We start from the raw sequence: 23,017 nt of genomic DNA, 5'->3' as shown, positions 1-23,017 counted from the left end.
GCCCATGACCACTTCTCCGGAAAGCGCCTCGCCCCTTCCCGCCGAGCACGGTGAACTGCTGGGCACCCTCGCCGAGCAGCGGGAGCTCCTGCTGATCACCGTCCGCGGCATCACCGACGCGCAGGCCATGCGGCGCACCACCGTCAGTGAGCTCACCCTGGGCGGCATCGTCAAGCACATGGCCCAGGGCCAGCGGGTGTGGGCGCAGATCCTCGCCGAGGGGGACGGAGAGCTGCCGGACGGCATGCTCGACACGGGCCAGTACCGCATGACCGACGGCGAAACGCTCGCGGGGCTGCTGGATCTGTACGCGGTCACGGCGCGGACGCTGGAAGAAGCCGTGACCGCGTCGCCGGACCTGGGTACGACCGTGCCTCTCCCCAGGACGCCCTGGTCCCCGCCGGAGACCGTCCACTGGTCGGCGCGCCGGATCCTGCTGCACCTGATCAGGGAGACGGCCCAGCACGCCGGGCACGCGGACATCATCAGGGAGGCCCTGGACGGGGCGAGCACCACGGCTCAACGCTGAGGGCGCGAACCGTTCCACCGTCCCCCGGCCCGAGCCGCCCGCCCGCCCGGCTCCCGCCCGCCCGGTCAACCGGCGACGGTCGACCGGGCGGGAGTGTGGACTGGGACGGGAGTGTGCACCGGGACGGGAGTGTGTACCGGGACGGGAGCACAGGCCGCGGGTTCCACCGCGACCGGCTCGAAACGGCGTGCGGGTGCCTCGGTGGTCGCGCGCCGCGGGGGACGGGCCGGCTGCCGGTCGGTCGCCGAGGGCGCGGGCAGCGTGAACCACACGACCTTGCCCTGGTCGCCGTCCGGCCGTGCGCCCCAGCTCTCGCTCACCGCGGCCACCATCGCGAGCCCGCGCCCGCAGGTGGCCAGCGGCCCGAGATCCGCGATGTCCCCGGCCACGGGGAGGCGCGGATCGTGGTCGCGCACCGACACCATGAGCCGGTCGAGGACCAGCTCCATCTCCACCGTGCACAACTTGTCCGGCTGGGCGTGCCGGTGAACATTGCTCAGCAGCTCGGTCACACCGAGCGAGGCCCGGTCTATCAACGCGTCCAGATGCCAGTAGCGCAACTGCGCAGATACGATTCTGCGGACCTGGCCGATCCGCGACGGCAGGGCTTGGAGCTCCACCGTGCAGTGCTTTGGATGACTGATCACGGCTGCGACTCCCCGATGTGAGGTCCGGTCGAACCCGGAGGAACACGGAGAACACGGAGAACAGATCCAGCAGGGTGCTTGCGTCCAAACGTCCGCCTGCTGTCGTGGCCGGCGGGCTGGTTCGCAGCGTTATCGCCGGTAAACCCAGAGTGACGTGGAACCAGAGTGACGCAAGGGGTGCGGTCCCGCAACTCGCCGCGCTCAGCCGCCGTGTCCGGCGGCCCGGCGCACGGCCTCGATGAACCGGCGTGCCGCGGGCGGCCCCGGCTCGCCCGGAGCGGGGTCGTGCTCGCCCAGGGTCAGCAGGTACCGCTTGCCGTTGAGGTCCGCCAGGGCCCGGTCCTCCGGGGCGAACCAGGGCTTGGAGGCACGCACCGCCTGCACCGGCGCGCTGTCGATCTCGCTGCCGTAACTGGTGAGCAACTCCAGCCTGCCGTCGTTGATCCGGACCTGTCCGGCCCGGGTGAGCGAACGCAGCCGCTTTCCGATCCGCACGCCCGTGGCCGTGAACTCCGGCTCCGCCATCCTTCGCCGCCCCCTTGCGCGTCGCTCGCCGGACCCGAGCCCCTCCGGGTCGTGATCCGGCCCTGCCCTTCGTACGTCCGTGTGATCCAGTGTGCGCCCCCGTCCCGTCGGTGCAGTCTGCCCGCGTGTGCCGCCGAGCACCAGTCCGCAAGGGGCGCGTGCGACCGGCGCCCGGAGCACTCGCATGAATGCGCCCCCCGTGGTTCGCACTGGTCCGCACCAGACTGCCCCAGGGGCGCCTTTGGGTCGCCCAAAGAAGCGTTTATGCAGGTGGGAAGCGGTACGGAAGCTGCTTATCATCGGATTGTCGGCCGCGTGAGGCGCCGTCGGCGCGAAGCGTAAGGAGCCCCGTCGTGAGCACCACCCCACAGGCCCGGACCGGCACCACCCTCGACGTCGACCGCAGTGACACCGCCTACCGCGGCTGGCTGAAAGAGGCCGTCCGTAAAGTGCAGGCAGACGCCAACCGCTCGGCCGACACGCACCTGCTGCGCTTCACGCTGCCCGAGCAGTGGGGCATCGACCTGTACCTGAAGGACGAGTCGACCCACCCGACCGGCAGCCTCAAGCACCGCCTCGCCCGCTCCCTGTTCCTCTACGGCCTGTGCAATGGCTGGATCCGTCCGGGCCGCCCGGTGATCGAGGCTTCCAGCGGCTCGACGGCCGTCTCCGAGGCGTACTTCGCCAAGCTGATCGGTGTGCCCTTCATCGCGGTGATGCCCCGCACGACGAGCGCCGAGAAGTGCCGCCTCATCGAGTTCCACGGCGGACGGTGCCATTTCGTGGACGACTCCCGGAAGATGTACGAGGAGTCCGCCCGCCTCGCGGTGGAGACCGGCGGCCACTACATGGACCAGTTCACCTACGCCGAACGGGCCACGGACTGGCGCGGCAACAACAACATCGCCGAATCCATCTTCAGACAGCTTCAGTTGGAGCGGTTCCCGGAGCCGGCGTGGATCGTCGCCACGGCGGGCACCGGCGGCACCTCCGCGACCCTCGCGCGCTACGTCCACTACATGCAATATGACACCCGCATTTGTGTCGCCGATCCGGAGAACTCGTGTTTCTTCGAGGGCTGGACCACCGGCGATCCGGACGTCACCTGCGACTGCGGTTCGCGTATCGAGGGCATCGGCCGTCCCCGTATGGAGCCCAGCTTCGTACCCGGCGCCGTCGACCGCATGATGAAGGTCCCGGACGCCGCCAGCGTCGCCGCGGTACGCGCCCTGGAGCGGTCCATCGGCCGCAGGGCGGGCGGCTCCACCGGTACCGGCCTGTGGAGCGCCCTGAAGATCGTCTCCGAGATGGTGGCCGAGGGACGCACGGGCAGCGTGGTCACCCTGCTGTGCGACCCCGGCGACCGCTACCTCGACAAGTACTACTCCGACGCGTGGCTGGCGGAACAGGGGCTGGACATCACGCCGTACACCGCGGCGATCGACTCGCTGCTGCTGACAGGCGTGTGGCCGGCCTGACCGGCCCGCCGTCCCGGCGGCCGAGGGGATGACCCCTCTGGGATCGGCGCCTGTTCGAATACCACGGCTGGATCCGGGCGGCCACCAGAACCACCGCTCCGCCGAGGTCGCCGACATCCTGGCCCATGTCGGGTCCGTGGCACCCGGGTCCTACGGGCTCGTCGACATCCGGGACGACGAGGACCCCGGCCACGAGAACGAGATCCGCGTCCGCAGGCTCGTCCGGGGCACGGTGAGCGAGCACACCGAGACGCTGCTGTCGCCGTGCGTCCCGGCACTGGAGGACACCTTCGGCATCGAGGGGTCCTAGGCCAGTCGCCGGTCCAGTGCCGCCACCGCCCTGCGGAACGCCTGGCCCACGCCCGGACGGGCCAGGGACCACACCAGGCGGAACGGGGCCGTTCCGTCGAGGGCGAAGCTCATCCGCACCCGGGTCCCGGTGCCGGCCGGTGCGAGCCGCCACTCCTCGGCCCAGGCCCGGGCGCCGGGAACGTTCGTCACGTCGACGCGGTAGGCGTACACCTCCGGCGCCTTCGCGAGCAGGACCGATTCCTCGAAGCGGATACCGCCCCGCAGCCGGATCTCCCGTCCGCCCTCGGCCGGCCGGGCGGACGCCACCGCCGAGAACCACTGCTGCCAGCCGGGCACGTCCTCGGCGAGCGCGCGGAAGACCGTCTCCGGCGCCGCGGCCATCTCCCGGGCGAACACGAGCCGGACGGGGGCGGTCTCGGTGAAGTCGATCCCCACCGGGCGCAGACGGTGAGCCATGGGCGACAGACCCCCTCGTGGGATCTCGACGGGCAGCGGACGCTCGGCCGGTCACCCTAGCTGACGTCGTGTCAGATGTCTGCAACCTCGTCGGGCTCGCCCGCCACCACCAGTCGTCGCAGGTGCTCGGCGATCTCCGCCCGCGCCTCGGCGGGCAGACCCGCGTCCGTCACCAGCGTGTCGACCTGCTCCAGCGCGGCGAAGGAGCTCAGGCCCACGGTCCCCCACTTGGTGTGGTCGGCGACCACCACGACGCGCCGTGCGGACTGCACCAGCCGGCGGTTGGTCTCCGCCTCCGCCAGGTTCGGCGTCGACAGCCCGGCCTCCACCGATATCCCGTGCACCCCCAGGAACAGCATGTCGAAGTGGAGCGCCGCGATCGCCTGGTCGGCGACCGGCCCCACCAGGGAGTCGGACGGGGTGCGCACCCCGCCGGTCAGCACCACCGTGGCCGCGCCCTGCCGCTGGCCCGAGGTGCGCTGCGCCGCGTGGAAGACGTCCGCGACCCGCACCGAGTTCGTCACCACGGTCAGGTCGGGCACCTCGACCAGGTGGTGGGCCAGCGCATAGGTCGTCGTACCGCCCGACAGTGCGATCGCCGTGCCTGGCGTGACCAGCTCCGCGGCGGACCGCGCGATGTCCTCCTTGGCGGTCAGCTCCAGACCCGACTTGGCCTCGAAGCCGGGTTCGTGCGTGCTCGCCTCGACCACCGGAACCGCGCCGCCGTGCACCTTCTCCAGCACCCCCTGGCGGGCCAGGGCGTCCAGATCGCGGCGCACGGTCATGTCCGACACGCCGAGCTTGCGGGTCAGTTCGTTGACCCGCACGCCGCCGCGGCGCCGGACCTCATCGAGGATCAGGGCGCGCCGCTGCTCCGCGAGGAGGTTCTGATTCTCGCTCACGTACGCTCCGGTCCTTTCGCCTCAGCCGTCCGCCTCGCCTTCGCACCTGCTCCGACCAGGACGTTCCGTCCGTCCCCGGTGCGAGGGCGTCCCATCTTGTCACGGGAGGGCCCCGGTGGCGCCACTACCGCATCGACGCGCACATGTCATTCGGACATCACATGTACCGCCGCTCTTCATGCGGATCGGGGAGATTCCATGATGAGTGGTGTACGTCACAGCGCAACGGGTGATCCTGGTGCATGCACGGACACAAGCCATCGGCGCGTCACGGGGGAAGTGCGAACAGTGGAACGTGCACAGGAACGTACCGCCGCGGGCGGGGCGAGCGGCCTCACCACGCGGCTCGAAGACACCGGCGCCGCCCTGGAACTCCTGGTCCACGGAGTCGGGGGCACCACACCGGAGAAGATGCTCGGCGATCCGCGCACGGTACGCGTCACCGGCGATGACACGGCGGCCGTGTTCCGGCGCGCCGAAGACGCCGGCGCCGAAGACGCCGGCGGCGGGGAGAGACCCGGCGGCCACCGGGCCGGGCCCGTGCCGGAGGCGTACGTCTGGTGCAACCTCACCTCCGGCAACGGCGCCCGCGCCCTGTGGCTGTTGCTGCTGCCGTTCATGGTGGTCAACCTCGCCCACTGGATGCGCCCCGCCGCACCCGGCCGGTCCCGCGCGGTGCGGCTGTACGGGCTGCTGGTGCGGCTGGCCGGGCTCACCCTGACCGTGCTGCTGGTCGCGGCGGCCTGCGAGGTCGCCCTCGACCTGGCGGCCTGGCAGTGCGCGGGCGCCAGCCCCTGCGCCCGGCGGCACTCCTGGCTGGGCTTCCTCTCGCCCGCCGGGTCCGGCGCCGGCTGGTGGAGCCGGCCCGGGCGGCGGCTCGCCGTGGCCGCCCTCGTACCGGCCGCCCTCACCGCCCTCCTCTGGTATCTCTCGCACCGCACCTGGAGCGCGTACGAGTCCCAGAAGCCGCTCGACCGCGCACCCGAGCCCGACGAGGAGACCGGCCCCACCTCGCTGGGCCGCCCCGGCTTCTGGTACGGCCGCCGCCTGGTGGCCCGGCTGCGCGCCGCCCACACCGCCGCGGGCCTGCTCACGGTCGCCGCGGCGGTGCTGAGCCCGGCCGCCGGCTTCGACCGCCGGCCCGGCGGGCCCGCCGCCCTGGACACCCTGGGCCGACTGCTGGCGGTGGCGCTGCTCGCCTGGGCGGCCGTCACCGTGGCCGTGGTGTGCCGTCGGGGCCGCAGCGAGAACCGCCTCGACCAGGAGCTCGACGAGCACCTCGTACGACGGCTGCCGCTCGGCGCCCTCCTCCTGCTCGGCCTCGTCGTGCTGTACGCCGGCTGGTCCCGGCCGGGCTGGCACTCCTCCGGTCGCCTGCCCGGCGACACCGCCTTCGCGGGCCTCGCCCTCGTCCAGGGCCTGCTGGCCGTCGTGCTCGGCGTGGTGGCGTACCTGCTGCACCGTTCGGCCCCTGATCCGCGCGCGGCGATGCGCGGACTCGGCGGACCGGCGGTCGTACTCCTCGCCTGCGCGCTCGGCGGTGTGATGTCGGGCGGTGTCGCGCAGCGCGTGGCCGACTGGCTGGACGGCACCGGCGCCGCCATCGACGGCCCGCCGGTGCTGCTGACCTGGCAGGCCTCCGTGATCCCGCCCCTGCTCCTGGTGCTGCTGGCGCTGGCCGCCCGGCTGGCCCGGCGCACCCACCGGCTCGCCCGCGCCGAGCGGAGCCGGGTCGAGCGCGAGCACCGGGGAGAACCCGAGGACCGGGCGCGCACCCGCCGTATCGCCCGCACCCGCGCCATGGCCGCCCTCACCGACCGCGGACCCCTGGTCGTCGGCGTCCTCTCCGCCGCCACCCTGTTGCTCGGCGCCGGGGCCCTGGCCGGCGCCCGGCTGACCGGCCGGACCCCCGGCGAGGCCGCCGGGCGGACCTACGACGTCGTCCGGGGCGCCGCCGAGACCTCGCAGGCACTGGGCTCCTGGCTGGTCGGCATCGGCTTCATACTGTTCGTCACCTGGGGCCGGCGCGCCTACAAGGACGCTTCGGCCCGGCGCACCATCGGCATCCTGTGGGACGTGGGCACCTTCTGGCCGCGCGCCGCGCACCCCTTCGCGCCACCCTGTTACGCCGAGCGCGCCGTACCGGACCTCACCTGGCGGATGGCCACCTGGACGCGGCGCACCGGCGGGCGCCTGGTGCTGTCCGGGCACTCCCAGGGCAGCGTGCTCGCGGCCGCCGCGGCCTGGCAGCTCACACCCGCCGTGCGCGGCCGGGTCGCCCTGCTGACGTACGGCTCCCCGCTCGAACGTCTGTACGGCCGCTGGTTCCCGGCCCACTTCGGCCCGGCCGCGCTCGCCTCGCTGCACCGGGAGGTCGCCTGCTGGCGCAACCTCTACCGGCTCACCGACCCCATCGGCGGCCCGATCCGCCTGCCCGGCGACTGCGGCCCGGTGGTGGACCACACCCCGCTCGAGGACCCGCTGGCGTACGGCCGCACCGCCGAGCATCCGCTGCCCGCGCCCCTGCTCGGCCACTCCGACTACCAGGCCGACCCGGTGTTCGCCGAGGAGCGGGCACGTCTGCTGGCCCGGCTGCGCCCCGATCTGCCGGGCCCGCGGCACGTGCACGGCGGACCTCAGGGCAGCTCGGGCAGGTCCTCGGCGTAGAGCAGGGTCAGGTCGTCGGTGGTCGGCTCGGCGAGCTGCGCGACCCGGCTCGCGTGCCGCTCGACCATGGCCTCGAAGGTCTGGCGCGCCGTACGGCCGTTGCCGAACGCGGGGCCCTTGGGAATGGCCGTGAAGTACTTCAGCAGGGCCTCCGACGCGCCCGGGGCCAGCCGGTACTCGTGCTCGTCCGCCTGCTGCTGCACGATCCGCAGCAGCTCCTCGGGGCCGTAGTCGCCGAAGGTGATGGTCCGGGAGAAGCGGGAGGCCACACCGGGGTTGACGGACAGGAACCGCTTCATCTCCGCCGTGTAGCCCGCGACGATCACCACCACCGCGTCCCGGTGGTCCTCCATAAGCTTCACCAGAGTGTCGATGGCCTCCTTGCCGAAGTCACGGCCGGCGTCCTCGGGCGACAGCGCGTACGCCTCGTCGATGAACAGCACACCGCCGCGCGCCCGTTCGAAGGCCTCCTGGGTGCGGATCGCGGTGGATCCGATGTGCTCGCCGACCAGGTCGACACGGGACACCTCGACGAGATGTCCCTTGTCCAGCACCCCGAGGGAGGCGAGGATCTCGCCGTAGAGGCGGGCGACCGTGGTCTTGCCGGTGCCGGGGGAGCCGGTGAAGACCAGGTGCCGCTTGACGGACGCGGCCTTCAGGCCCGCCCGCTGCCGGCGCCGGCCCACCTCGATCATGTCGGTGAGGGCGCGGACCTCCCGCTTGACGCTCTCCAGGCCGACCAGCGCGTCCAGTTCACCGAGCACGTCCTTGGACGTCCGGGACGCCTGCTCCGGTGCGACGGGGGCAGCGGCCGGGGTCTGCGGGGCGTCGGCCCGCTGGTCGGGGATCAGGCCCAGCAGGCCGGGGGACTGGCTCGCCGTCTGCATGGCCGTCTCGCGCGCCGCGGACAGCCTCGGACCGCCGCTCTCGTCGCTCGTGCAGTCCTCCACGACCGGACCGCTGCCGGGCGCGGCGTCCGGACCCGCGTCCGCGAACTCGTAGCCGCCGCGCGCACACCGCTCCGTGCGGCACTTCCGCAAGGTCGTACGGCAGCCGTCGATGACGTGGAAGCCGTAACCGCCGCTGCCCGTCACCCGGCAGCCGAGGAAACTGCCCCGGCCGCCCGCCGACACGTAGAAACCCGCCTCCGCGGGGGAGTCGACCGTGCACCGCTCGATGACGGGGTCGGCGCCCTTGGTGACGATCACACCCGTCTGGGTGCCGTCCACGGTGCAGTTGCTGAGCGTGCCGCCGCTGCCGTGGTCACGGAACCAGGCGCCGGTCGCCGCCTCCCGGATCCGGCAGTCGTCGAGCTGGGCGGTCGCCCCGTCGCTCACCGACACGGCCGTGTTGCGTACCTGGGTGAGATCGCTGTCGACCACGTCCGCGCGCGAGCCGCGGTCCAGCACGAACAGCGCGTCCGGCACGTCGTGCACCCGGCAGGAGTCGAGCACCGCGGTGGCGCCGTCGCTCACCCACACCGCCGGATAGTCGCCCGTACTGTCGAAGATCTCGCACTGGTTGGCGTCCACGCGGGTGCCCGGGTCCCACACCGACAGGCCGTTGCGCCCGAACTGACGCACCGTCGTCCGGGTCAGGGTCAGGACCGAGCGGGAGCGCAGGTCGACCGCGTTCTCCGGGATGTCGTGGATACGGCAGTCGGCGAGCGTGAGCACCGCGTCCGTGTCGAGTGTGACGCCGTCCGCAGTGGTGCGGTGCACATCGCAGTCGGTCAGGTGCGCGGTGGCCCGCGCCGTGACCTGCACCCCGGACCCCCGGACCTCGTACACCTCGCACCCCACCGCCTCCAGCGCGGAGTTGTCTCCGGTCACGGTCAGACCCGGGCCCGACGAGTGGTGCACCCGGCAGCGCTCCAGCCGGGGGTGCCCGCCGCCGCTGACCGCCACACCGGACTGGCCGGCCGCGACCACCTCGCACTCCTCGAACACCCCGCCCCCGCCGTCCAGTACGGCGATGCCGACGCCGGCCGGATTGTCGACGGTGCAGCGGCGCACGGTCGGACGGGCGCCGCCGCGGACCTCGATGCCCGAGGCGGACCGGGTGACGACCCGCACGTCCATCAGCTCCGGTGTGCCCTCCTCGACGAGCAGGGCGGGAGAGGCCGCGTCCTGGCCCTCGACGTGCAGGTCCCGCACCACCGCCGAGGCGCGCACCGTCAATGGCACCCCGTCCGGGGGCGCGATGCGCACGGAACCGGGCGAGCCCTCGGGGCCACGCAGCGTCACCGCCCGCTGGACGACGAGGTTCTCCCGGTACGTACCCGGGGCGACGGTGAGGACGTCACCGTCGGCCGCGGCCTCCAGAGCGGCGGCGAGCGAAGCGTACTCACCCGTGCGGCGCCGCCACCGCGACGTGCCGGTGTGCGTCACCTGGACCGTGCCCTGTGCCATGGCGTTGCTGTGCCCCCACATCGTCGTATTGCAGGCTTGTTCGCCTTCGGGGCGCGCCCCTGCGGCTCGCTCGCACGCGGGTTGATGCCGAAGGGTTCGGCCGGACCACCGTAGCGTGCGTGCGGGCGGTGGGTTGACCAGAGCCGTAAGGCCGTCAGCTGCCGGTGCCGGCCTTGCCCCAGTCCGGGCCCGCCCGGTCCCAGGCCTGGTCCCAACGCGCGTACCGGCGGCGGACCATACGCCAGACGACCAGGCGTCTGCCGCCCTCGACCGCGCCCGCGGCCAGCATCGCCGCGCCGAACCCGGCGAGCACGGCGTGGGTGGTGGCCGTCGCCGAGTCCAGGGGGCGGGCGGCCATGTGCCCGTGCAGGTCGGTCCAGAGCCGGAAGTGGTCACCGGGGTGCGGGGACTTGAGGGGTATCAGGACCGTGTCGTGCTGCCGGCTGCCGTCGGGGGCGGTCCAGGCGGCCAGGACTCGGGTGCGGGTGTCGTGCGCCGTGGTGTCGGGCTCGGGGTCCAGCGGGGCGGGGTCCAGCTTGCGCGTCACCGTGGCCGTCACCAGGTGACGGGAGTCGTGCTGGGCCCGGACCGACCGCTGGAGGGAGTCCTGGGCCACGGCGCCGACCAGTGCGCCGATCACGGGGGCGGCCACCACTATCAGCAGCAGGGCCACGAGGGCCAGCCATGCCTCGACCAGATCGGTCGTGCGGCGCAGCGGATTGTTCCGCCAGCGCCAGAGTCCGCCGATTGCCCGCACCGTCCCGCACCCCCCTTCCCGCTCCGTGATAACCCCCGCCGGAGCCGTTCACGCCCGGGTCCGGTCGAAGAGAGAGCGAAATCACCCCTGACCGCGACCGGGACCTCTCATGAACTTCTCACGCCCTGCCAACGACCGGCCACGGCCCTCCGGTTCCCGGCCGGCGGCGCGATCTCGGAGCCGTATCACGGGCGCTGTCCCCGACCGGACGAGCCCGGACCCCGGAGCGCTACGCGAGGATCCGCACCGGGTCGCCCACCCGGACCGTGCCGGGGGACTCGGGCACCAGGTTCTGCCCGAAGACCAGTCGGCTGCCGAAGCGGCGGTGGCGCGCCAGGGTGCGCAGGGGTTCCCGGCCGCGTTCGGCGGTCTCCTGGTCGGTCGTGGTCACGACGCACCGCCCGCAGACCTTGGCGACCCGGAAGACCACCTCACCGACGGAGATGCGCGACCAGTCGTCCTCGGCCCAGGCCTCCGTGCCCGCCACGACCAGATTCGGCCGGAAGCGGTTCATGGGCAGCGGCCCTTCGTGGGCGTGGTCGCCCTGCGCGAGGAGGGAGTTCAGGGCGTCGAGAGAGCCCATGGTGGTGACCAGCAGCGGAAAGCCGTCGGCGAAGCTCACCGTCTCGCCGGGAAGCGCGTAGTCCGGATCCACCGGGCGGCGGGTGGCCGGGTGGTCCATGTGGACGAGGCGGACGGAGGTGCCCAGATGGCCGGTGCACCAGGCGGCCGCGGCCTCCTCGGCCGGGACGGCCTCCACCTTGGTGCCGAAGATCTCCATCGTGACCGTGCCCACCGGCCGTGGCACGGGGACCGTGAGCGGCGCCCGGCCGGGTGCGGACAGACGGATACCGCCGCCGGACACGAGTTCGGCAGCGGCCAGTGCGAGGCGCGGCTGTTCGCGCTGGGTGACGACCTTTCCCCCGTCGTCGATCAGTGCCCAGCGCCGGTCTCCGGCCAGCCCCCAGGGCTCCACCACGGCTTGCCGGGGCGAGAAGCCCCGGAGCGCCTTGACCGGATGGACGTGGATCGACTGCAGTTCGGCGTTCCCCATGACGTCATCGTGCCAGGTGGCGGCGACAACCGGGGAAGCCGGTCAGTAGCCGCGGTACTGCTGGTTGTTGTACGGCTCCTGGTACGGAGGCGCGGGCCGCGGGGCCGCGGGGCGCATCGCCTCGTAGCCGGTGCCCTGCGCCATGGGCCGGGGCTGCTGCGGCTGCGGGCCGGGGTAGCCGCGCGGCGCGGTGGCCTGCTGCGGGATGTAGGCCGTGGGTGCCTGTTGAAGCGGGGCCGGCTGCTGCGCCTGCGGATAGCCGTAGACGGGGACCTGCTGGGAGGGGCCCGACGGGAGCGCGGGCAGTGCCGACGGCAGCGCGGGCAGGTGGCTGCCCGAGTCGTATGCGGCGGGGACCCGGATCGGGGCGATCTGCGGGGTACCCCGCTCGGCCACGAGCGAGTCGTAGATCGGGGTGTCCGGGAAGGAGGCGGAGTAGTAGCCGCCACCATAAGTGGAGCGGGGGGAGGTCATGGCACATAAGTTAAGCCCACAGTGTGCTGGTTGGGGAGACCGATAAGAGGGTTGTTTTCCGTGTCGGCGGTGACGGGGCATCCCCAATCCGAGCGAACTTGGCAAAAATGGACGTCACTCAAGGCCTCGATCTTGTAAAGGCCGAGTTCCGGGCGGGTTACCGAGGGTTGGCCGCGATCTTCCTGTGCCCTTCATGGGCGTTCGCCGGCCACGCGAATAGGTTGTCCGGGTAGGGATGAGCCAGGCGAGAGCCAGGCATGAGTCAGGGATGACGAGGACGGACCGGGTGTGACCCGGCGGTGACCCGTGATGGGGGCGGACATGACAATGTCGAAAGGATCAAATACGCCGGTGCCCACGACGGCCCTGCGTGTCGAATTGGGCTGGCGCCCCGGACCCGGCGTCCCCGACGCGGACGCCTCGGCGTTGCTTCTGGAGTCCGGAAAGGTTCGCTCCGACGGGGACTTCGTCTTCTACAACCAGCCCGCGCATTCCTCCGGCGCGGTCCGGCACGAGGGCAAGCGGAACGCCGGAGAGCGGGTGACCGACACGCTTTTCGTGGACCTCGCGCGTGTGGAGGGCGTGATCGAGCGGGTTGTCCTCGCCGCCTCCGCGGACGGCGGCACGTTCGGCCAGGTGCCCGGCCTGTACATCGAGGTCAGGGACGCCGCCCAGGACACCGTGGTCGCTCGCTTCGACAGCCCGGGCGCGACCGTCGAGACGGCCTTCGTCCTCGGGGAGCTCTACCGGCGCCAGGGCGCCTGGAAGTTCCGTGCCGTGGGCCAGGGTTACAGCACCGGACTGGAGGGCCTGGCCACCGACTTCGGCATCACGGTGGACGAGCCGCAGCAGCCGGCGCCGCACGCGACCGCACGTCCCTCGGCACCGGCCGCGCCTCCGGCACCGGCCCCGCTCGCCGCTCCGATCCCGCCCGCCGCTCCGACCCCACGTGCTGTTCCGGCCGCCCCACCCGCCGCCCCCGCCCCGCCTCGCCACGTGGCGCCTCCCCCCGCCCCGCCGATGCCCACCAGCCCGCCCGTCACCGCGCCGGTCACCACGCCACCGCCTCAGGTCCCCGCCTCCGCGCCCGTGCGCCTCACCAAGGTGACACTCACCAAGGCCGCCCCCACCGTGTCCCTGGCCAAGCAGGGCGGCACGTCCGGCGCCATGCGGGTCAACCTCAACTGGCAGACGCGCAAACCGTCCGCCGGCCGGGGCCGACGACGCGGGGCGGCGGACCTCGACCTCGACCTGTGCGCCCTGTACGAACTCACCGACGGCCGCAAGGGAGTCGTACAGGCCCTCGGCAACGCCTTCGGGTCGCTGCACCGGCCGCCGTACATCCACCTCGACGGCGACGACCGCACCGGCGCCGTCGCGAGCGGCGAGAACCTCACCATCAACCTCGACCACCAGCGCGACTTCCGGCGCGTCCTCGTCTTCGTCACCGTCTACGAGGGCGCCGACTCCTTCGCCGACCTGCACGCCACGGTCACCCTCCAGCCCCAGCACGGCGCCGCGATCGACTTCTCGCTCGACGAGTGCACGGTCCCGTCGACCGTGTGCGCGCTCGCCCTGATCACCAACACCGGCGGCGACCTGATCGTCCGGCGCGAGGTGCGCTACCTCGTGCCGGAGTACGGGGTGAGCCCGCAGCGGACGGTCGACCGCGCCTACGGGTGGGGCATGAACTGGACCCCCGGCCGGAAGTAGCGGCCCCGGCCGGAGTCAGCCCTCGTCCGGCACGGCGTCCGGCCGGGCGTACGTACGGCCCTTCCAGGCCGCCCCGCGCCCCCGGTAGTGCTGCACCGCGGAATCGACCGTCATGAGGAGGTACAGGAGAGCGGTGAACGGGAGCAGCGGAGCGAGCCACAGCGGCTGCCGGTAGTAGCGGAGCATCGGGACGTACGTCACCGTCATCACCAGCCATGCCGCCGCTCCGGTGACCACGGCGGCCGTACTGCCGGCGGCCGCGCCCGCCGGCACGGCCGCGGGCGGCACCAGATAGACCAGGACGAGCCCGGCGACCGTACCGAGCAGCAGCAGCGGGTTGTGCCGCAGTTGCGCGTAGGCGCTGCGCGAGACCATCCGCCACAGGTCGTGCAGCCGCGGATAGGGGCGCACGCTGTCCACCCGGTCGGCCAGGCCCAGCCAGATGTGACCGCCGCCCTCCTTCACCGCGCGCGCGAGTGCCACGTCGTCGATGACCGCGTGCCGGATGGCGTCCGGGATCCGTGCCCGCTCGGCCGTCTCCGCGCGCAGCAGGACGCAGCCGCCCGCCGCGGCCGCCGTGCGCGCCCCGCGCAGAGCGACCCGGCGGAACGGATACAGCTGCGCGAAGAAGTAGACGAACGCCGGTACCACCAGCCGCTCCCACAGGCTCTCCACCCGAAGCCGGGCCATCTGGGAGACGACGTCGAAGCCGCCGGTGCGCGCCGCCGCGACCAGCTCCCGCAGACTGTCCGGCGCGTGCGCGATGTCCGCGTCCGTCAGCAGCAGGTATTCGGGGTCACGCGCGCGTGCCAGGGCGATGCCGTGGCGGACGGCCCACAGCTTGCCGGTCCAGCCAGCGGGTGGCTCACCGGGGGAGTCCACGGTGAGCGGCAGGCCGCCGTGGCGCCGCGACAGCTCGCGGGCCAGCTCACCGGTGCCGTCCGTACTGCCGTCGTCGACGAGGAAGACCTCCGCCCGCCCCGGATAGTCCTGCGCCAGCAGCGACGGCAGGCTCGCGGGCAGGACGGCGGCCTCGTCCCGGGCCGGAACGACGACACAGACCGAGGGCCACGTCTCGGGGTCCCGGCGGGGCGGCAGCCGGACGTCCGTGCGCCAGAAGAAGCCCTGGCACAGCAGTAGCCACAGCCATGCGGCGAGGGATGCGGAGGCGGTCCACACGATGGCGATCACGCGCGCAGTCTTCCCCACCGGAACGGCCGTCAAGGGCGCATCGTCTATCGTGGCCGGGTGAAGATCGCGCTCATGGACTCAGGAATCGGACTGCTTCCCGCCGCTGCCGCGGTACGCCGTCTGCGGCCGGACGCCGATCTCGTGCTCTCCTGGGACCCGGACGGCATGCCCTGGGGGCCGCGCACCCCGGAGGACATCACCGAACGCGCCCTGGCCGTCGCCACGGCCGCCGCCGCGTACCGCCCCGACGTGCTGATCGTCGCGTGCAACACCGCGTCCGTGCACTCCCTGCCCCAGCTGCGGGCACACCTGGAGCCCGGCATTCCCGTCATCGGCACGGTCCCGGCGATCAAGCCCGCCGCCGCGGGCGGCGGGCCCGTCGCGATCTGGGCGACGCCCGCCACCACCGGCAGTCCCTACCAGCGCGGGCTGATCGAGGAGTTCGCGGCGGGCGTGGACGTCGCCGAGGTGCCCTGCCCGGGGCTCGCCGACGCCGTGCACCATGCCGACGACGCGGCGATCGACGCCGCGGTCGCCGCTGCCGCGGCACGCACCCCCGACGACATCACGACCCTGGTCCTGGGCTGCACCAACTACGAACTCGTCGCCGGTCGCATCCGTGCGGCCGTGCAGAAGCCAGGCCGCGCCCCGCTCATCCTGCACGGCACCGCCGGAGCGGTCGTGGCGCAGGCACTACGCCGGATAGGTGAGCTGCCCGCTCCCGACGCGCCCGCCGGCGGCTCTCTCACGGCGCTGCTCAGCGGCCGGGAGGCCGAACTGCCCGACACCGCGCTGAGCTACGAGGAAGGCCGGCTGCTCGCGGCCGCCACTGCGGCCCGCTGAGCCGGGGCGGGCCGCGCCGCCCGGCACCATCACCCTCCGCGACGCGGTACCCGCGCAGCGAAACCTGAGTAGTCTCATAGTCATGAGGCACCACATCCACGACGAGAGCGCGCCCCACGCCGACGTGTGGACCGGACGCGCCACGAACCGCGTCCAGTGGCTGCTGGCGCTGGCCGGTGCGGCCTGCGTGGCCCTCGGCATCGAGCTGGCCGTCGACTCCGCCTGGACGTCCGGCATCGCCCCGCTGGTGATGTCCGTCGTCGGGTGCATCGCGGCAGGTCTGCTGGTCCTCTTCGGCACTCTCGCGTTCGTGCACGTCGCCCTGAAGGTGGACCAGGAGTGCCTCGAGGTGCGCTGCGGCCACGTCGGCGTACCGCGCCGCCGCATCCCCCTCTCCCATGTGGCGGGCGCCGATTTCGATCCGCACGTCACCCCGCGCCACTGGGGCGGCTGGGGTTATCGCTGGCGGCCCGAGAAGGGCACCGCGGTCGTCGTGCGCCGGGGCGAGGGCATCGTGCTGCGGCTGTGGGACGGCCATACGTTCACGATCACGGTGGACAACGCGGAGTCGGCGGTGCGCGTCATCCGCGAACGGCTGCGCACGGTCACACAGGGCACGGCCCACTGAGGCGGCCGCCTCAGCGTAGTCGGGTGCCCCGTACGGGAGTGTCCCCGTCGCCCTCCGGACCGTCGGGCGTGAGCGGCCGGGCCGTGGCCAGCCCGGCCAGCAGTCCGGCGCCCGCCGACACCGTGGTGAAGCTCAGCGCGTCGCCCACCGCGGCGATCGCGGCGAGCCCGGTCAGGGCCGCGCCCGCGGTGAGCGCGACCGGCGTGGAGCGGGGCGAGTGCCACAGGGCGTACAGGACCCAGCAGAACGCCGCGGCCAGGAGCAGCACGCCGACGAGCCCCTGCTCCGCGGCCTGCTGCAACGGCGCCGAGTGCGGCTTGCCGTCGGGCCACAGCGCCTGGGACGCGGTGGAGCTCAGCTCGCCGAACCGGCCGGGACCCACGCCCAGAGCCGGCTCCCGGTGGGCCAGGCGCAGTGCGTCGTGCCACAGCTGGATGCGGCGCGGAGCGAGCCGGCTCTCGAGGGACGTGGTGAGCCCGGCCGTCAGGATGTTCCCGGCCACCGCCCAGGCCGTGCCGGTCACCAGCGCCGCGGCCAGGGCCAGGCCCGCGATGCCGAGGCCGCGCGGGCGCATCCGGCCGGCGGCGAGCGAGCACAGCAGGACGGCGCCGCCGATGGCGCAGCCGGCGGCCGAGCCCATGACGGCCGCGGTCACCGCGATCCCGGCGGCCAGGAGCCGCAGGGCGAACCGCAGTGCCGGAGCCGACGTGGCCCAGGCCGCGCAACAGGCGGCTCCGGCGGCGAGGGTGAGCAGCGCGGCGCAGGCACCGGCGTGCCCGAGCGGAGTGGTGACCTGGGGTCCCGCGTCGAGGTGCGGCAGGGCCACCGCCAGCCCGAGCCCGGCCAGTGCTCCCGCGCAGGGCGCCGCGACCGGCAGCAGCGAGCCGGAGATCCGGCCCGAGGCGTAGCCGGCGGCCACCGCGAGCACCGCGAGGAGGACGCCTTCCGGGCGGCCGTCGTGCGCCGCCGCGCTGATCAGGGACCAGCCGGCGCAGCCTCCGAGCACGATGACGCCCATCGCGTCAGAAACGTTTCGTCTGTCGCTGTCCGGCTCCGCGTGCACCGCGGACGCCGTCCGTGTGGATCCCACCCCGCCGCTCCCCGTACCCGGTCCCCCGACCTGTGGCAGTCCCCGCCGCCCGGGCCCTGGCCGACCGCACGACAGAAGCTGGGGCACACCGTAACGGTTGATGACCGTTTTGTGGACGAGTTGCGCAGGAAAGATGCGGTTCCTGACCGCAGGAGTGTTGCATGTCGCCCTCATGCCGCCCTCCGGACCGTCCTGCCAAGGCCAACGTCGCCCGCCGTACACTCCCGGAGTGACCGTCACCGCAACTTCCGTGGACCAGTCCGACCAGCTGCACCCGCGGACCCCGCCCACCGGGCTCGGCAACCGGCTGGCCCGACTGATCCCGGCCGCCACCGCCGCGCTCTGCGGAGTAGGGCTGTACCTCAGCTTCCCGCCGCGCACCGTGTGGTGGCTGGCGCTGCCCGCTTTCGCCGGGTTCGCCTGGGTCCTGCGCGACCGCAGCTGGAAGGCCGCCCTCGGCCTGGGCTACCTCTTCGGGCTGGGCTTCCTGCTGCCGCTGCTGGTGTGGACCGGCGTGGAGGTCGGCCCCGGACCCTGGCTCGCGCTGGTCGCCATCGAGGCGGTCTTCGTCGCGCTGGTCGGCGTCGGCGTGGCCGCCGTCTCCAAGCTGCCCGCCTGGCCGGTCTGGGCGGCCGCCGTATGGATAGCGGGCGAGGCGGTACGCGCGCGCGTGCCCTTCCGCGGTTTCCCCTGGGGCAAGATCGCGTTCGGGCAGGCGGACGGCGTCTTCCTGCCGCTCGCCGCCGTGGGCGGCACCCCGGTGCTCGGTTTCGCGGTCGCGCTGTGCGGCTTCGGGCTGTACGAGGCCGGGCGCCTGGTCGTCGAGGGGCGCCGCACCCGGGCGGTGCGGCGCGGGGCCGCTGCCGCCGCCCTGCTGAGCGTCGCCGTTCCCGTCGCGGGAGCGGTCGCCGCCCGGCCGCTGGTGAGCGACAAGGCCGAGAACGGCACCGCGACCGTCGCGGTCATACAGGGCAACGTGCCGCGCTCCGGTCTGGAGTTCAACGCCCAGCGGCGCGCCGTGCTCGACTACCACGCGCGCGAGACCAGGAAGCTGGCCGCCGACATCAAGGCCGGCAAGGTGCCCAAGCCGGACTTCGTCCTGTGGCCCGAGAACTCCTCCGACATCGACCCCTTCGCCAACGCCGACGCGGCCATCGTCATCGACGAGGCGGCCAGGGCCGTCGGCGTGCCCATCTCGGTCGGTGGCGTCGTCGAGCGCGACGGCAAGCTGTACAACGAGCAGATCCTGTGGGACCCGGCCAAGGGCCCCACGCAGACGTACGACAAGCGGCAGATCCAGCCGTTCGGCGAGTACCTCCCGCTGCGGTCCCTGCTCGGGGCCATCAACAAGAACTGGACCACCATGGTCCGCCAGGACTTCAGCCGCGGCACCAAGCCCGGCGTGTTCGACCTCGACGGAGCCAAGGTCGGCCTCGTCACCTGCTACGAGGCCGCCTTCGACTGGGCCGTGCGGTCCGAGGTCACCGACGGCGCGCAGATGATCTCCGTGCCGAGCAACAACGCGACCTTCGACCGCAGCGAGATGACCTACCAGCAACTCGCGATGTCCCGCATCCGTGCCGTCGAGCACAGCCGGACCGTGACCGTGCCGGTCACCAGCGGCGTCAGCGCGATCATCATGCCCGACGGGAAGATCACCCAGAAGACCGGCATGTTCGTGCCCGCCTACCTGGTCCAGAAGGTGCCGCTGCGCAGCTCCGAGACGCCCGCCACCCGGCTGGGCATCCTGCCCGAGATCGCCCTGGTGCTCGTCGCCGCGGGCGGACTCGGCTGGGCGATCGGGTCCGGCCTGCGCGGTCGGCGCGCTGCCGACGCGTAGCCGTACGCCGGTCGTGCGCCCTGCCGAGTTCGCCGGAGTGACCGGACCGGCCCGTTAGGGTCGGTCCATGGCAACCCCTGACTTCATCCGTACGATCCGCGGTTCCGCGGGACACCAGTTGCTGTGGCTCCCCGGAGTCACCGCCATCGTCTTCGACGACGAGGGCCGCGTGCTGCTGGGCCGCCGGTCCGACACCCGCAGATGGTCGGTGATCGGCGGCATCCCGGAGCCCGGTGAGCAGCCGGCGGTCTGCGCCGTACGGGAGGTCCACGAGGAGACGGCGGTGCACTGCGTCGTCGAGCGGGTGGTCCTCGTCCAGGCGCTGGATCCCGTCACCTACGACAACGGCGACGTCTGCCAGTTCATGGACATCACCTTCCGCTGCCGGGCCGTCGGCGGCCAGGCACGGGTGAACGACGACGAGTCCCTCGAGGTGGGCTGGTTCGAGGTGGACGCCCTGCCGGAGCTCAACGAATTCGCGGTGTTCCGGGTCAAGCAGGCCATGTCCGACGCACCCACCTGGTTCGACCCCATGGGATCCGACTCCACCACTCCCCACTGAAGTATGTGTCCGGCCCATATGTGGTGGTGGCTGGACGCTGCCTAGGGTGGTGAGCATGACCTCGCCCAGCGTCCCGCCCGGCCCCCACGCCCTCTCCCTCGACCTCGGCGGCCGCACCGCCATCGTCACCGGCGCCGCCGGCGGCATCGGCCGCGCCTGCGCCCTGCGGCTGGCGGCCGCCGGGGCGAAGGTGAGAGCCGTCGACCGGGACGCGGCGGGCCTGGACGCGCTGGCCGAGCAAGCCCGGGACCTGGCGGGCACCGTCGAAGCGCAGGTACTGGATCTCACCGATCTGGACGCCGCCGAACACGCCGCCGCCGGCACCGACGTGCTGGTCAACAACGCCGGGCTGCAACTGGTACGGCCCATCGAGGAGTTCCCGCCCGACGTCTTCCACACCGTCCTGACCGTGATGCTGGAGGCGCCGTTCCGCCTCATCCGCGGTGCCCTGCCGCACATGTACGGGCAGGGATGGGGCCGGATCGTCAACGTGTCCTCCGTCCACGGACTGCGCGCCTCCGTCTACAAGTCGGCGTATGTGGCCGCCAAACACGGCCTGGAAGGACTGTCCAAGACGGCCGCCCTGGAAGGCGCGCCCCACGGCGTCACCTCGAACTGTGTGAACCCCGCCTACGTGCGCACGCCGCTGGTCGAGAAGCAGCTCGCCGACCAGGCACAGGCGCACGGCATCCCTGAAGAGCGCGTGTTGTCCGAAGTGCTCCTCCAGGACAGCGCCGTCAAGCGGCTCATCGAACCGGACGAGGTCGCCGAGGCCGTGGCGTACCTGTGCAGCCCGCAGGCGTCCTTCGTCACCGGCACCTCACTGGTGCTCGACGGTGGCTGGACGGCCCACTGAACGGCCCGGCGTCCCCGGGCGGGGAAGTTTTCCACAGGCCCGACGGGACGGCCGGACGATACGGAATCCTGTGAGCATGTCCCGCGATCACGTGCAGTCCGCCGAGCGCCCCGCCACCGCCGCCGGGGCGTCGGCCGCTGCCGCCGCCCCGCCCGACGGGGGCACGGAAGCGCCCTTCCTCGAACTGCTGTCCCGCGGCGCCTCGGTGGACGCGTACGAGCAGCCCGTGCTGCTCGCCCGCGCCGAAGGCCGTCCGGCCGACCGGATCGCCGCGCTGGAGGAGGCGAAGGTCCTCGCACTGCGGGTCCGGGCGGAACTGGAAGGACGACGCAGGCGCGAGGCGGAGCTGTCCGCGCTCTTCGAGACCGCGCACGACCTGGCGGGCCTGAGGGACCTGGACGCCGTCCTCCGGGCGATCGTGCAGCGCGCCCGCTCACTGCTCGGCACGGACATCGCCTACCTCAGCCTCAACGACCCGGCGAGGGGCGACACCTACATGCGCGTGACCGAGGGCTCGGTCGCGGCCCGCTTCCAGCAGTTGCGGCTGGGCATGGGAGAGGGCCTCGGCGGACTCGTCGCCCAGACCGCCCGGCCGTACGTCACCGAGGACTACTTCCACGACGAGCGCTTCCAGCACACGCACACCATCGACGCGGGCGTGCGCGACGAGGGCCTGGTCGCCATCCTCGGGGTGCCGCTGATGCTCGGCCCGCACGTCATCGGCGTGCTGTTCGCCGCGGACCGACGGGCGCGGGTCTTCGAGCGCGAGCAGATCGCACTGCTCGGCTCCTTCGCCGCCCTCGCCGCCGCCGCGATCGACACCGCCAACCTGCTCACCGAGACCCGCGGCGCCCTCGCCGGACTGGAACGGGCCAACGAGATCATCCGGGACCGCAGCGCGGTCATCGAACGCGCCTCGGACGTCCATGACCGGCTCGCCGAACTCGTCCTGCGCGGCGGCGGGGTTCATGACGTGGCCGCCGCGGTCTCCCAGGTCCTGGACGGCAGGGTCGAGTTCGCCGAGGCCCTGACGGCACCGGCACAGGCCCTGGAGGCCTCCCGCGCCGAAGGACACGCCGTCCGGCACGGCGACGACTGGATCGCCGCGGTCGCCGCCGGGGACGAACTCCTCGGTGCGCTCGTCCTGTACGGCCACCCCGGCCTCGACCCCGTCGACCAGCGCACCCTGGAACGCGCCGCGATGGTCACCTCGCTGCTGCTGCTCGCCCGCCGCTCCGCCGCCGAGGCCGAACAGCGCGTCCGCGGTGAACTCCTCGACGACCTCCTCGACGCCCGCGACCGCGACCCCCGCCTGCTGCGCGACCGCGCCTCCCGGCTGCACGCCGACCTCGACGCCACCCACGTCGTCCTGGCCGCTCGCCTCGACGGCCCGGCCGCCGACGCCGACCAGGAGGCCGACGCCCGCCGCCGCCTGTGGGCCGCCGCGTTCCACCTCGCCGCGACCCGGCAGGGCCTCGCCGCGGCCCGCGACGGCGGCACCGTCCTGCTGCTGCCCCTCGCCCCCGGCGACACCGCCACGGACCTGGCCCGCCGCACCGCCCACCAGCTCGGCACGGCCGTCCATGAACCGGTCACCGTCGGTGCCTCCGCCCCGGTCGCCGACCTCGCCGCACACCCCGACCAGGTGACCGCCGCCTATGCCGAGAGCCGCCGCTGCCTCGACACACTGCGCCTCCTCGGCCGCTCGGGAGGCGGCGCCGCCGCCGAGGACTTCGGTTTCCTCGGACTGCTCCTCGCGGGCGAACGGGACGTCACCGGCTTCGTCGAGCGCACCATCGGCCCGGTGGTGGCGTACGACGAGCGCCGCGGTACGGAGCTGCTGCGCACCCTCGACGCGTACTTCGCCTGCGGCATGAGCCCGGCGCGCACCAAGGACGAACTGCACGTCCACGTGAACACGGTGGCCCAGCGACTGGAGCGGGTCGGCCGCCTCCTCGGCGACGACTGGCAGGACCCCGCTCGGGCCCTGGAGATACAACTGGCCCTGCGCCTGCACCGGTTCGCGGCACCGGCAGGGCACTGACCCCCGTACGGAGAGCCGTACGGGGGCCGGTCGGGGCT

Annotated in this window: 21 protein-coding genes; 11 read left to right on the top strand and 10 right to left on the bottom strand. The window is 73.1% G+C overall.

What is annotated here, in order from left to right; translation table 11 throughout:
• The first annotated feature begins 4 nt into the window (after positions 1 to 4).
• Positions 5 to 529, top strand: a complete 525-nt coding sequence (locus ACWGJM_RS30345) for a DinB family protein (protein ID WP_453414922.1) — start codon at positions 5 to 7, stop codon at positions 527 to 529.
• A gap of 65 nt (positions 530 to 594) precedes the next feature.
• Here the strand turns inward: ACWGJM_RS30345 and ACWGJM_RS30340 are convergent, their stop codons facing one another.
• A complete protein-coding gene (locus tag ACWGJM_RS30340; RefSeq protein WP_453414921.1) occupies positions 595 to 1,176 on the bottom strand; it encodes an ATP-binding protein in 582 nt (193 codons plus the stop codon).
• Between the two features lie 201 nt (positions 1,177 to 1,377).
• Positions 1,378 to 1,701 carry a hypothetical protein gene (locus ACWGJM_RS30335; protein ID WP_453414920.1) on the bottom strand — a complete coding sequence of 108 codons (324 nt, stop codon included), beginning with the start codon at positions 1,699 to 1,701 and terminating at the stop codon, positions 1,378 to 1,380.
• 353 nt (positions 1,702 to 2,054) lie between these two features.
• On the opposite strand from ACWGJM_RS30335, the gene ACWGJM_RS30330 reads away from it, so the two are divergent.
• Complete coding sequence (locus tag ACWGJM_RS30330; RefSeq protein ID WP_453414919.1) at positions 2,055 to 3,179, top strand: PLP-dependent cysteine synthase family protein; 1,125 nt, start codon at positions 2,055 to 2,057, stop codon at positions 3,177 to 3,179.
• A gap of 28 nt (positions 3,180 to 3,207) precedes the next feature.
• Positions 3,208 to 3,489 (top strand): Imm7 family immunity protein, encoded by a 282-nt coding sequence (locus ACWGJM_RS30325; protein ID WP_453414918.1) that lies wholly within the window; start codon positions 3,208 to 3,210, stop codon positions 3,487 to 3,489.
• On the opposite strand, the gene ACWGJM_RS30320 is transcribed toward ACWGJM_RS30325, so the two are convergent.
• Complete coding sequence (locus tag ACWGJM_RS30320) at positions 3,486 to 3,947, bottom strand: SRPBCC family protein (RefSeq protein ID WP_453414917.1); 462 nt, start codon at positions 3,945 to 3,947, stop codon at positions 3,486 to 3,488. The two genes, ACWGJM_RS30325 and ACWGJM_RS30320, sit on opposite strands and share 4 nt — an antisense overlap.
• Before the next feature lie 71 nt (positions 3,948 to 4,018).
• Positions 4,019 to 4,849, bottom strand: coding sequence for a DeoR/GlpR family DNA-binding transcription regulator (locus ACWGJM_RS30315; RefSeq protein WP_453414916.1), 831 nt, complete (start codon positions 4,847 to 4,849; stop codon positions 4,019 to 4,021).
• Positions 4,850 to 5,137: 288 nt separating this feature from the next.
• On the opposite strand from ACWGJM_RS30315, the gene ACWGJM_RS30310 reads away from it, so the two are divergent.
• The gene (locus tag ACWGJM_RS30310; RefSeq protein ID WP_453414915.1) at positions 5,138 to 7,516 is read left to right on the top strand and encodes a hypothetical protein; all 2,379 of its coding nucleotides are present in this window, start codon (positions 5,138 to 5,140) and stop codon (positions 7,514 to 7,516) included.
• Here the strand turns inward: ACWGJM_RS30310 and ACWGJM_RS30305 are convergent.
• From ACWGJM_RS30305 to ACWGJM_RS30290, 4 genes are all read right to left on the bottom strand, one after another.
• The gene (locus ACWGJM_RS30305) at positions 7,486 to 9,927 is read right to left on the bottom strand and encodes a right-handed parallel beta-helix repeat-containing protein (protein ID WP_453414914.1); all 2,442 of its coding nucleotides are present in this window, start codon (positions 9,925 to 9,927) and stop codon (positions 7,486 to 7,488) included. The two genes, ACWGJM_RS30310 and ACWGJM_RS30305, sit on opposite strands and share 31 nt — an antisense overlap.
• A gap of 154 nt (positions 9,928 to 10,081) precedes the next feature.
• Entirely contained in the window at positions 10,082 to 10,684 is a 603-nt protein-coding gene (locus ACWGJM_RS30300) for an Rv1733c family protein (RefSeq protein WP_453414913.1), read from the bottom strand.
• Positions 10,685 to 10,913: 229 nt separating this feature from the next.
• A complete protein-coding gene (locus tag ACWGJM_RS30295; protein ID WP_453414912.1) occupies positions 10,914 to 11,738 on the bottom strand; it encodes an MOSC domain-containing protein in 825 nt (274 codons plus the stop codon).
• Positions 11,739 to 11,780: 42 nt separating this feature from the next.
• Positions 11,781 to 12,212, bottom strand: a complete 432-nt coding sequence (locus ACWGJM_RS30290; protein ID WP_453414911.1) for a DUF6643 family protein — start codon at positions 12,210 to 12,212, stop codon at positions 11,781 to 11,783.
• Positions 12,213 to 12,539: 327 nt separating this feature from the next.
• Here ACWGJM_RS30290 and ACWGJM_RS30285 point away from each other — a divergent pair, with 327 nt between their 5' ends.
• The gene (locus tag ACWGJM_RS30285; protein WP_453415006.1) at positions 12,540 to 13,925 is read left to right on the top strand and encodes a TerD family protein; all 1,386 of its coding nucleotides are present in this window, start codon (positions 12,540 to 12,542) and stop codon (positions 13,923 to 13,925) included.
• Positions 13,926 to 13,940: 15 nt separating this feature from the next.
• On the opposite strand, the gene ACWGJM_RS30280 is transcribed toward ACWGJM_RS30285, so the two are convergent.
• Complete coding sequence (locus ACWGJM_RS30280) at positions 13,941 to 15,116, bottom strand: glycosyltransferase (protein ID WP_453414910.1); 1,176 nt, start codon at positions 15,114 to 15,116, stop codon at positions 13,941 to 13,943.
• Between the two features lie 57 nt (positions 15,117 to 15,173).
• Here ACWGJM_RS30280 and ACWGJM_RS30275 point away from each other — a divergent pair, with 57 nt between their 5' ends.
• Together ACWGJM_RS30275 and ACWGJM_RS30270 are read left to right on the top strand one after the other, a co-directional pair.
• Positions 15,174 to 15,959, top strand: a complete 786-nt coding sequence (locus ACWGJM_RS30275; protein WP_453414909.1) for a glutamate racemase — start codon at positions 15,174 to 15,176, stop codon at positions 15,957 to 15,959.
• A gap of 82 nt (positions 15,960 to 16,041) precedes the next feature.
• Entirely contained in the window at positions 16,042 to 16,587 is a 546-nt protein-coding gene (locus ACWGJM_RS30270; RefSeq protein ID WP_453414908.1) for a hypothetical protein, read from the top strand.
• Positions 16,588 to 16,597: 10 nt separating this feature from the next.
• On the opposite strand, the gene ACWGJM_RS30265 is transcribed toward ACWGJM_RS30270, so the two are convergent.
• Positions 16,598 to 17,605 (bottom strand): O-antigen ligase family protein, encoded by a 1,008-nt coding sequence (locus ACWGJM_RS30265; protein ID WP_453415005.1) that lies wholly within the window; start codon positions 17,603 to 17,605, stop codon positions 16,598 to 16,600.
• 301 nt (positions 17,606 to 17,906) lie between these two features.
• Here ACWGJM_RS30265 and lnt point away from each other — a divergent pair, with 301 nt between their 5' ends.
• The 4 genes from lnt to ACWGJM_RS30245 all read left to right on the top strand — a co-directional run bounded on the left by lnt (position 17,907) and on the right by ACWGJM_RS30245 (position 22,979).
• Positions 17,907 to 19,517, top strand: coding sequence for an apolipoprotein N-acyltransferase (gene lnt / locus ACWGJM_RS30260; protein WP_453414907.1), 1,611 nt, complete (start codon positions 17,907 to 17,909; stop codon positions 19,515 to 19,517).
• 67 nt (positions 19,518 to 19,584) lie between these two features.
• Positions 19,585 to 20,079 carry an NUDIX hydrolase gene (locus tag ACWGJM_RS30255; protein ID WP_453414906.1) on the top strand — a complete coding sequence of 165 codons (495 nt, stop codon included), beginning with the start codon at positions 19,585 to 19,587 and terminating at the stop codon, positions 20,077 to 20,079.
• Positions 20,080 to 20,134: 55 nt separating this feature from the next.
• Positions 20,135 to 20,935: a 3-hydroxybutyrate dehydrogenase gene (locus ACWGJM_RS30250; RefSeq protein ID WP_453414905.1), complete on the top strand. Its 801-nt coding sequence runs from the start codon at positions 20,135 to 20,137 to the stop codon at positions 20,933 to 20,935.
• 76 nt (positions 20,936 to 21,011) lie between these two features.
• Positions 21,012 to 22,979: a helix-turn-helix domain-containing protein gene (locus ACWGJM_RS30245; protein ID WP_453414904.1), complete on the top strand. Its 1,968-nt coding sequence runs from the start codon at positions 21,012 to 21,014 to the stop codon at positions 22,977 to 22,979.
• Positions 22,980 to 23,017 lie beyond the last annotated feature (38 nt).

This window comes from Streptomyces sp. NPDC054834, from assembly GCF_053611185.1.
The sequence above is the reverse complement of the archived record's forward strand: the minus strand, read 5'-3'. Positions and strand labels throughout refer to the sequence as shown.

Excerpts from the sequence above, each read along its gene's own strand:
- ACWGJM_RS30345 (WP_453414922.1), top strand. The coding sequence starts at position 5 with ATGACCACTTCTCCGGAAAGCGCCTCGCCCCTTCCCGCCGAGCACGGT.
- ACWGJM_RS30335 (WP_453414920.1), bottom strand. The coding sequence starts at position 1,701 with ATGGCGGAGCCGGAGTTCACGGCCACGGGCGTGCGGATCGGAAAGCGG.
- ACWGJM_RS30325 (WP_453414918.1), top strand. The coding sequence starts at position 3,208 with ATGACCCCTCTGGGATCGGCGCCTGTTCGAATACCACGGCTGGATCCG.
- ACWGJM_RS30320 (WP_453414917.1), bottom strand. The coding sequence starts at position 3,947 with ATGGCTCACCGTCTGCGCCCGGTGGGGATCGACTTCACCGAGACCGCC.
- ACWGJM_RS30305 (WP_453414914.1), bottom strand. The coding sequence starts at position 9,927 with ATGGCACAGGGCACGGTCCAGGTGACGCACACCGGCACGTCGCGGTGG.
- ACWGJM_RS30295 (WP_453414912.1), bottom strand. The coding sequence starts at position 11,738 with ATGGGGAACGCCGAACTGCAGTCGATCCACGTCCATCCGGTCAAGGCG.
- ACWGJM_RS30290 (WP_453414911.1), bottom strand. The coding sequence starts at position 12,212 with ATGACCTCCCCCCGCTCCACTTATGGTGGCGGCTACTACTCCGCCTCC.
- ACWGJM_RS30285 (WP_453415006.1), top strand. The coding sequence starts at position 12,540 with ATGTCGAAAGGATCAAATACGCCGGTGCCCACGACGGCCCTGCGTGTC.
- ACWGJM_RS30270 (WP_453414908.1), top strand. The coding sequence starts at position 16,042 with ATGAGGCACCACATCCACGACGAGAGCGCGCCCCACGCCGACGTGTGG.
- ACWGJM_RS30265 (WP_453415005.1), bottom strand. The coding sequence starts at position 17,605 with ATGGGCGTCATCGTGCTCGGAGGCTGCGCCGGCTGGTCCCTGATCAGC.
- ACWGJM_RS30255 (WP_453414906.1), top strand. The coding sequence starts at position 19,585 with ATGGCAACCCCTGACTTCATCCGTACGATCCGCGGTTCCGCGGGACAC.
- ACWGJM_RS30250 (WP_453414905.1), top strand. The coding sequence starts at position 20,135 with ATGACCTCGCCCAGCGTCCCGCCCGGCCCCCACGCCCTCTCCCTCGAC.
- ACWGJM_RS30245 (WP_453414904.1), top strand. The coding sequence starts at position 21,012 with ATGTCCCGCGATCACGTGCAGTCCGCCGAGCGCCCCGCCACCGCCGCC.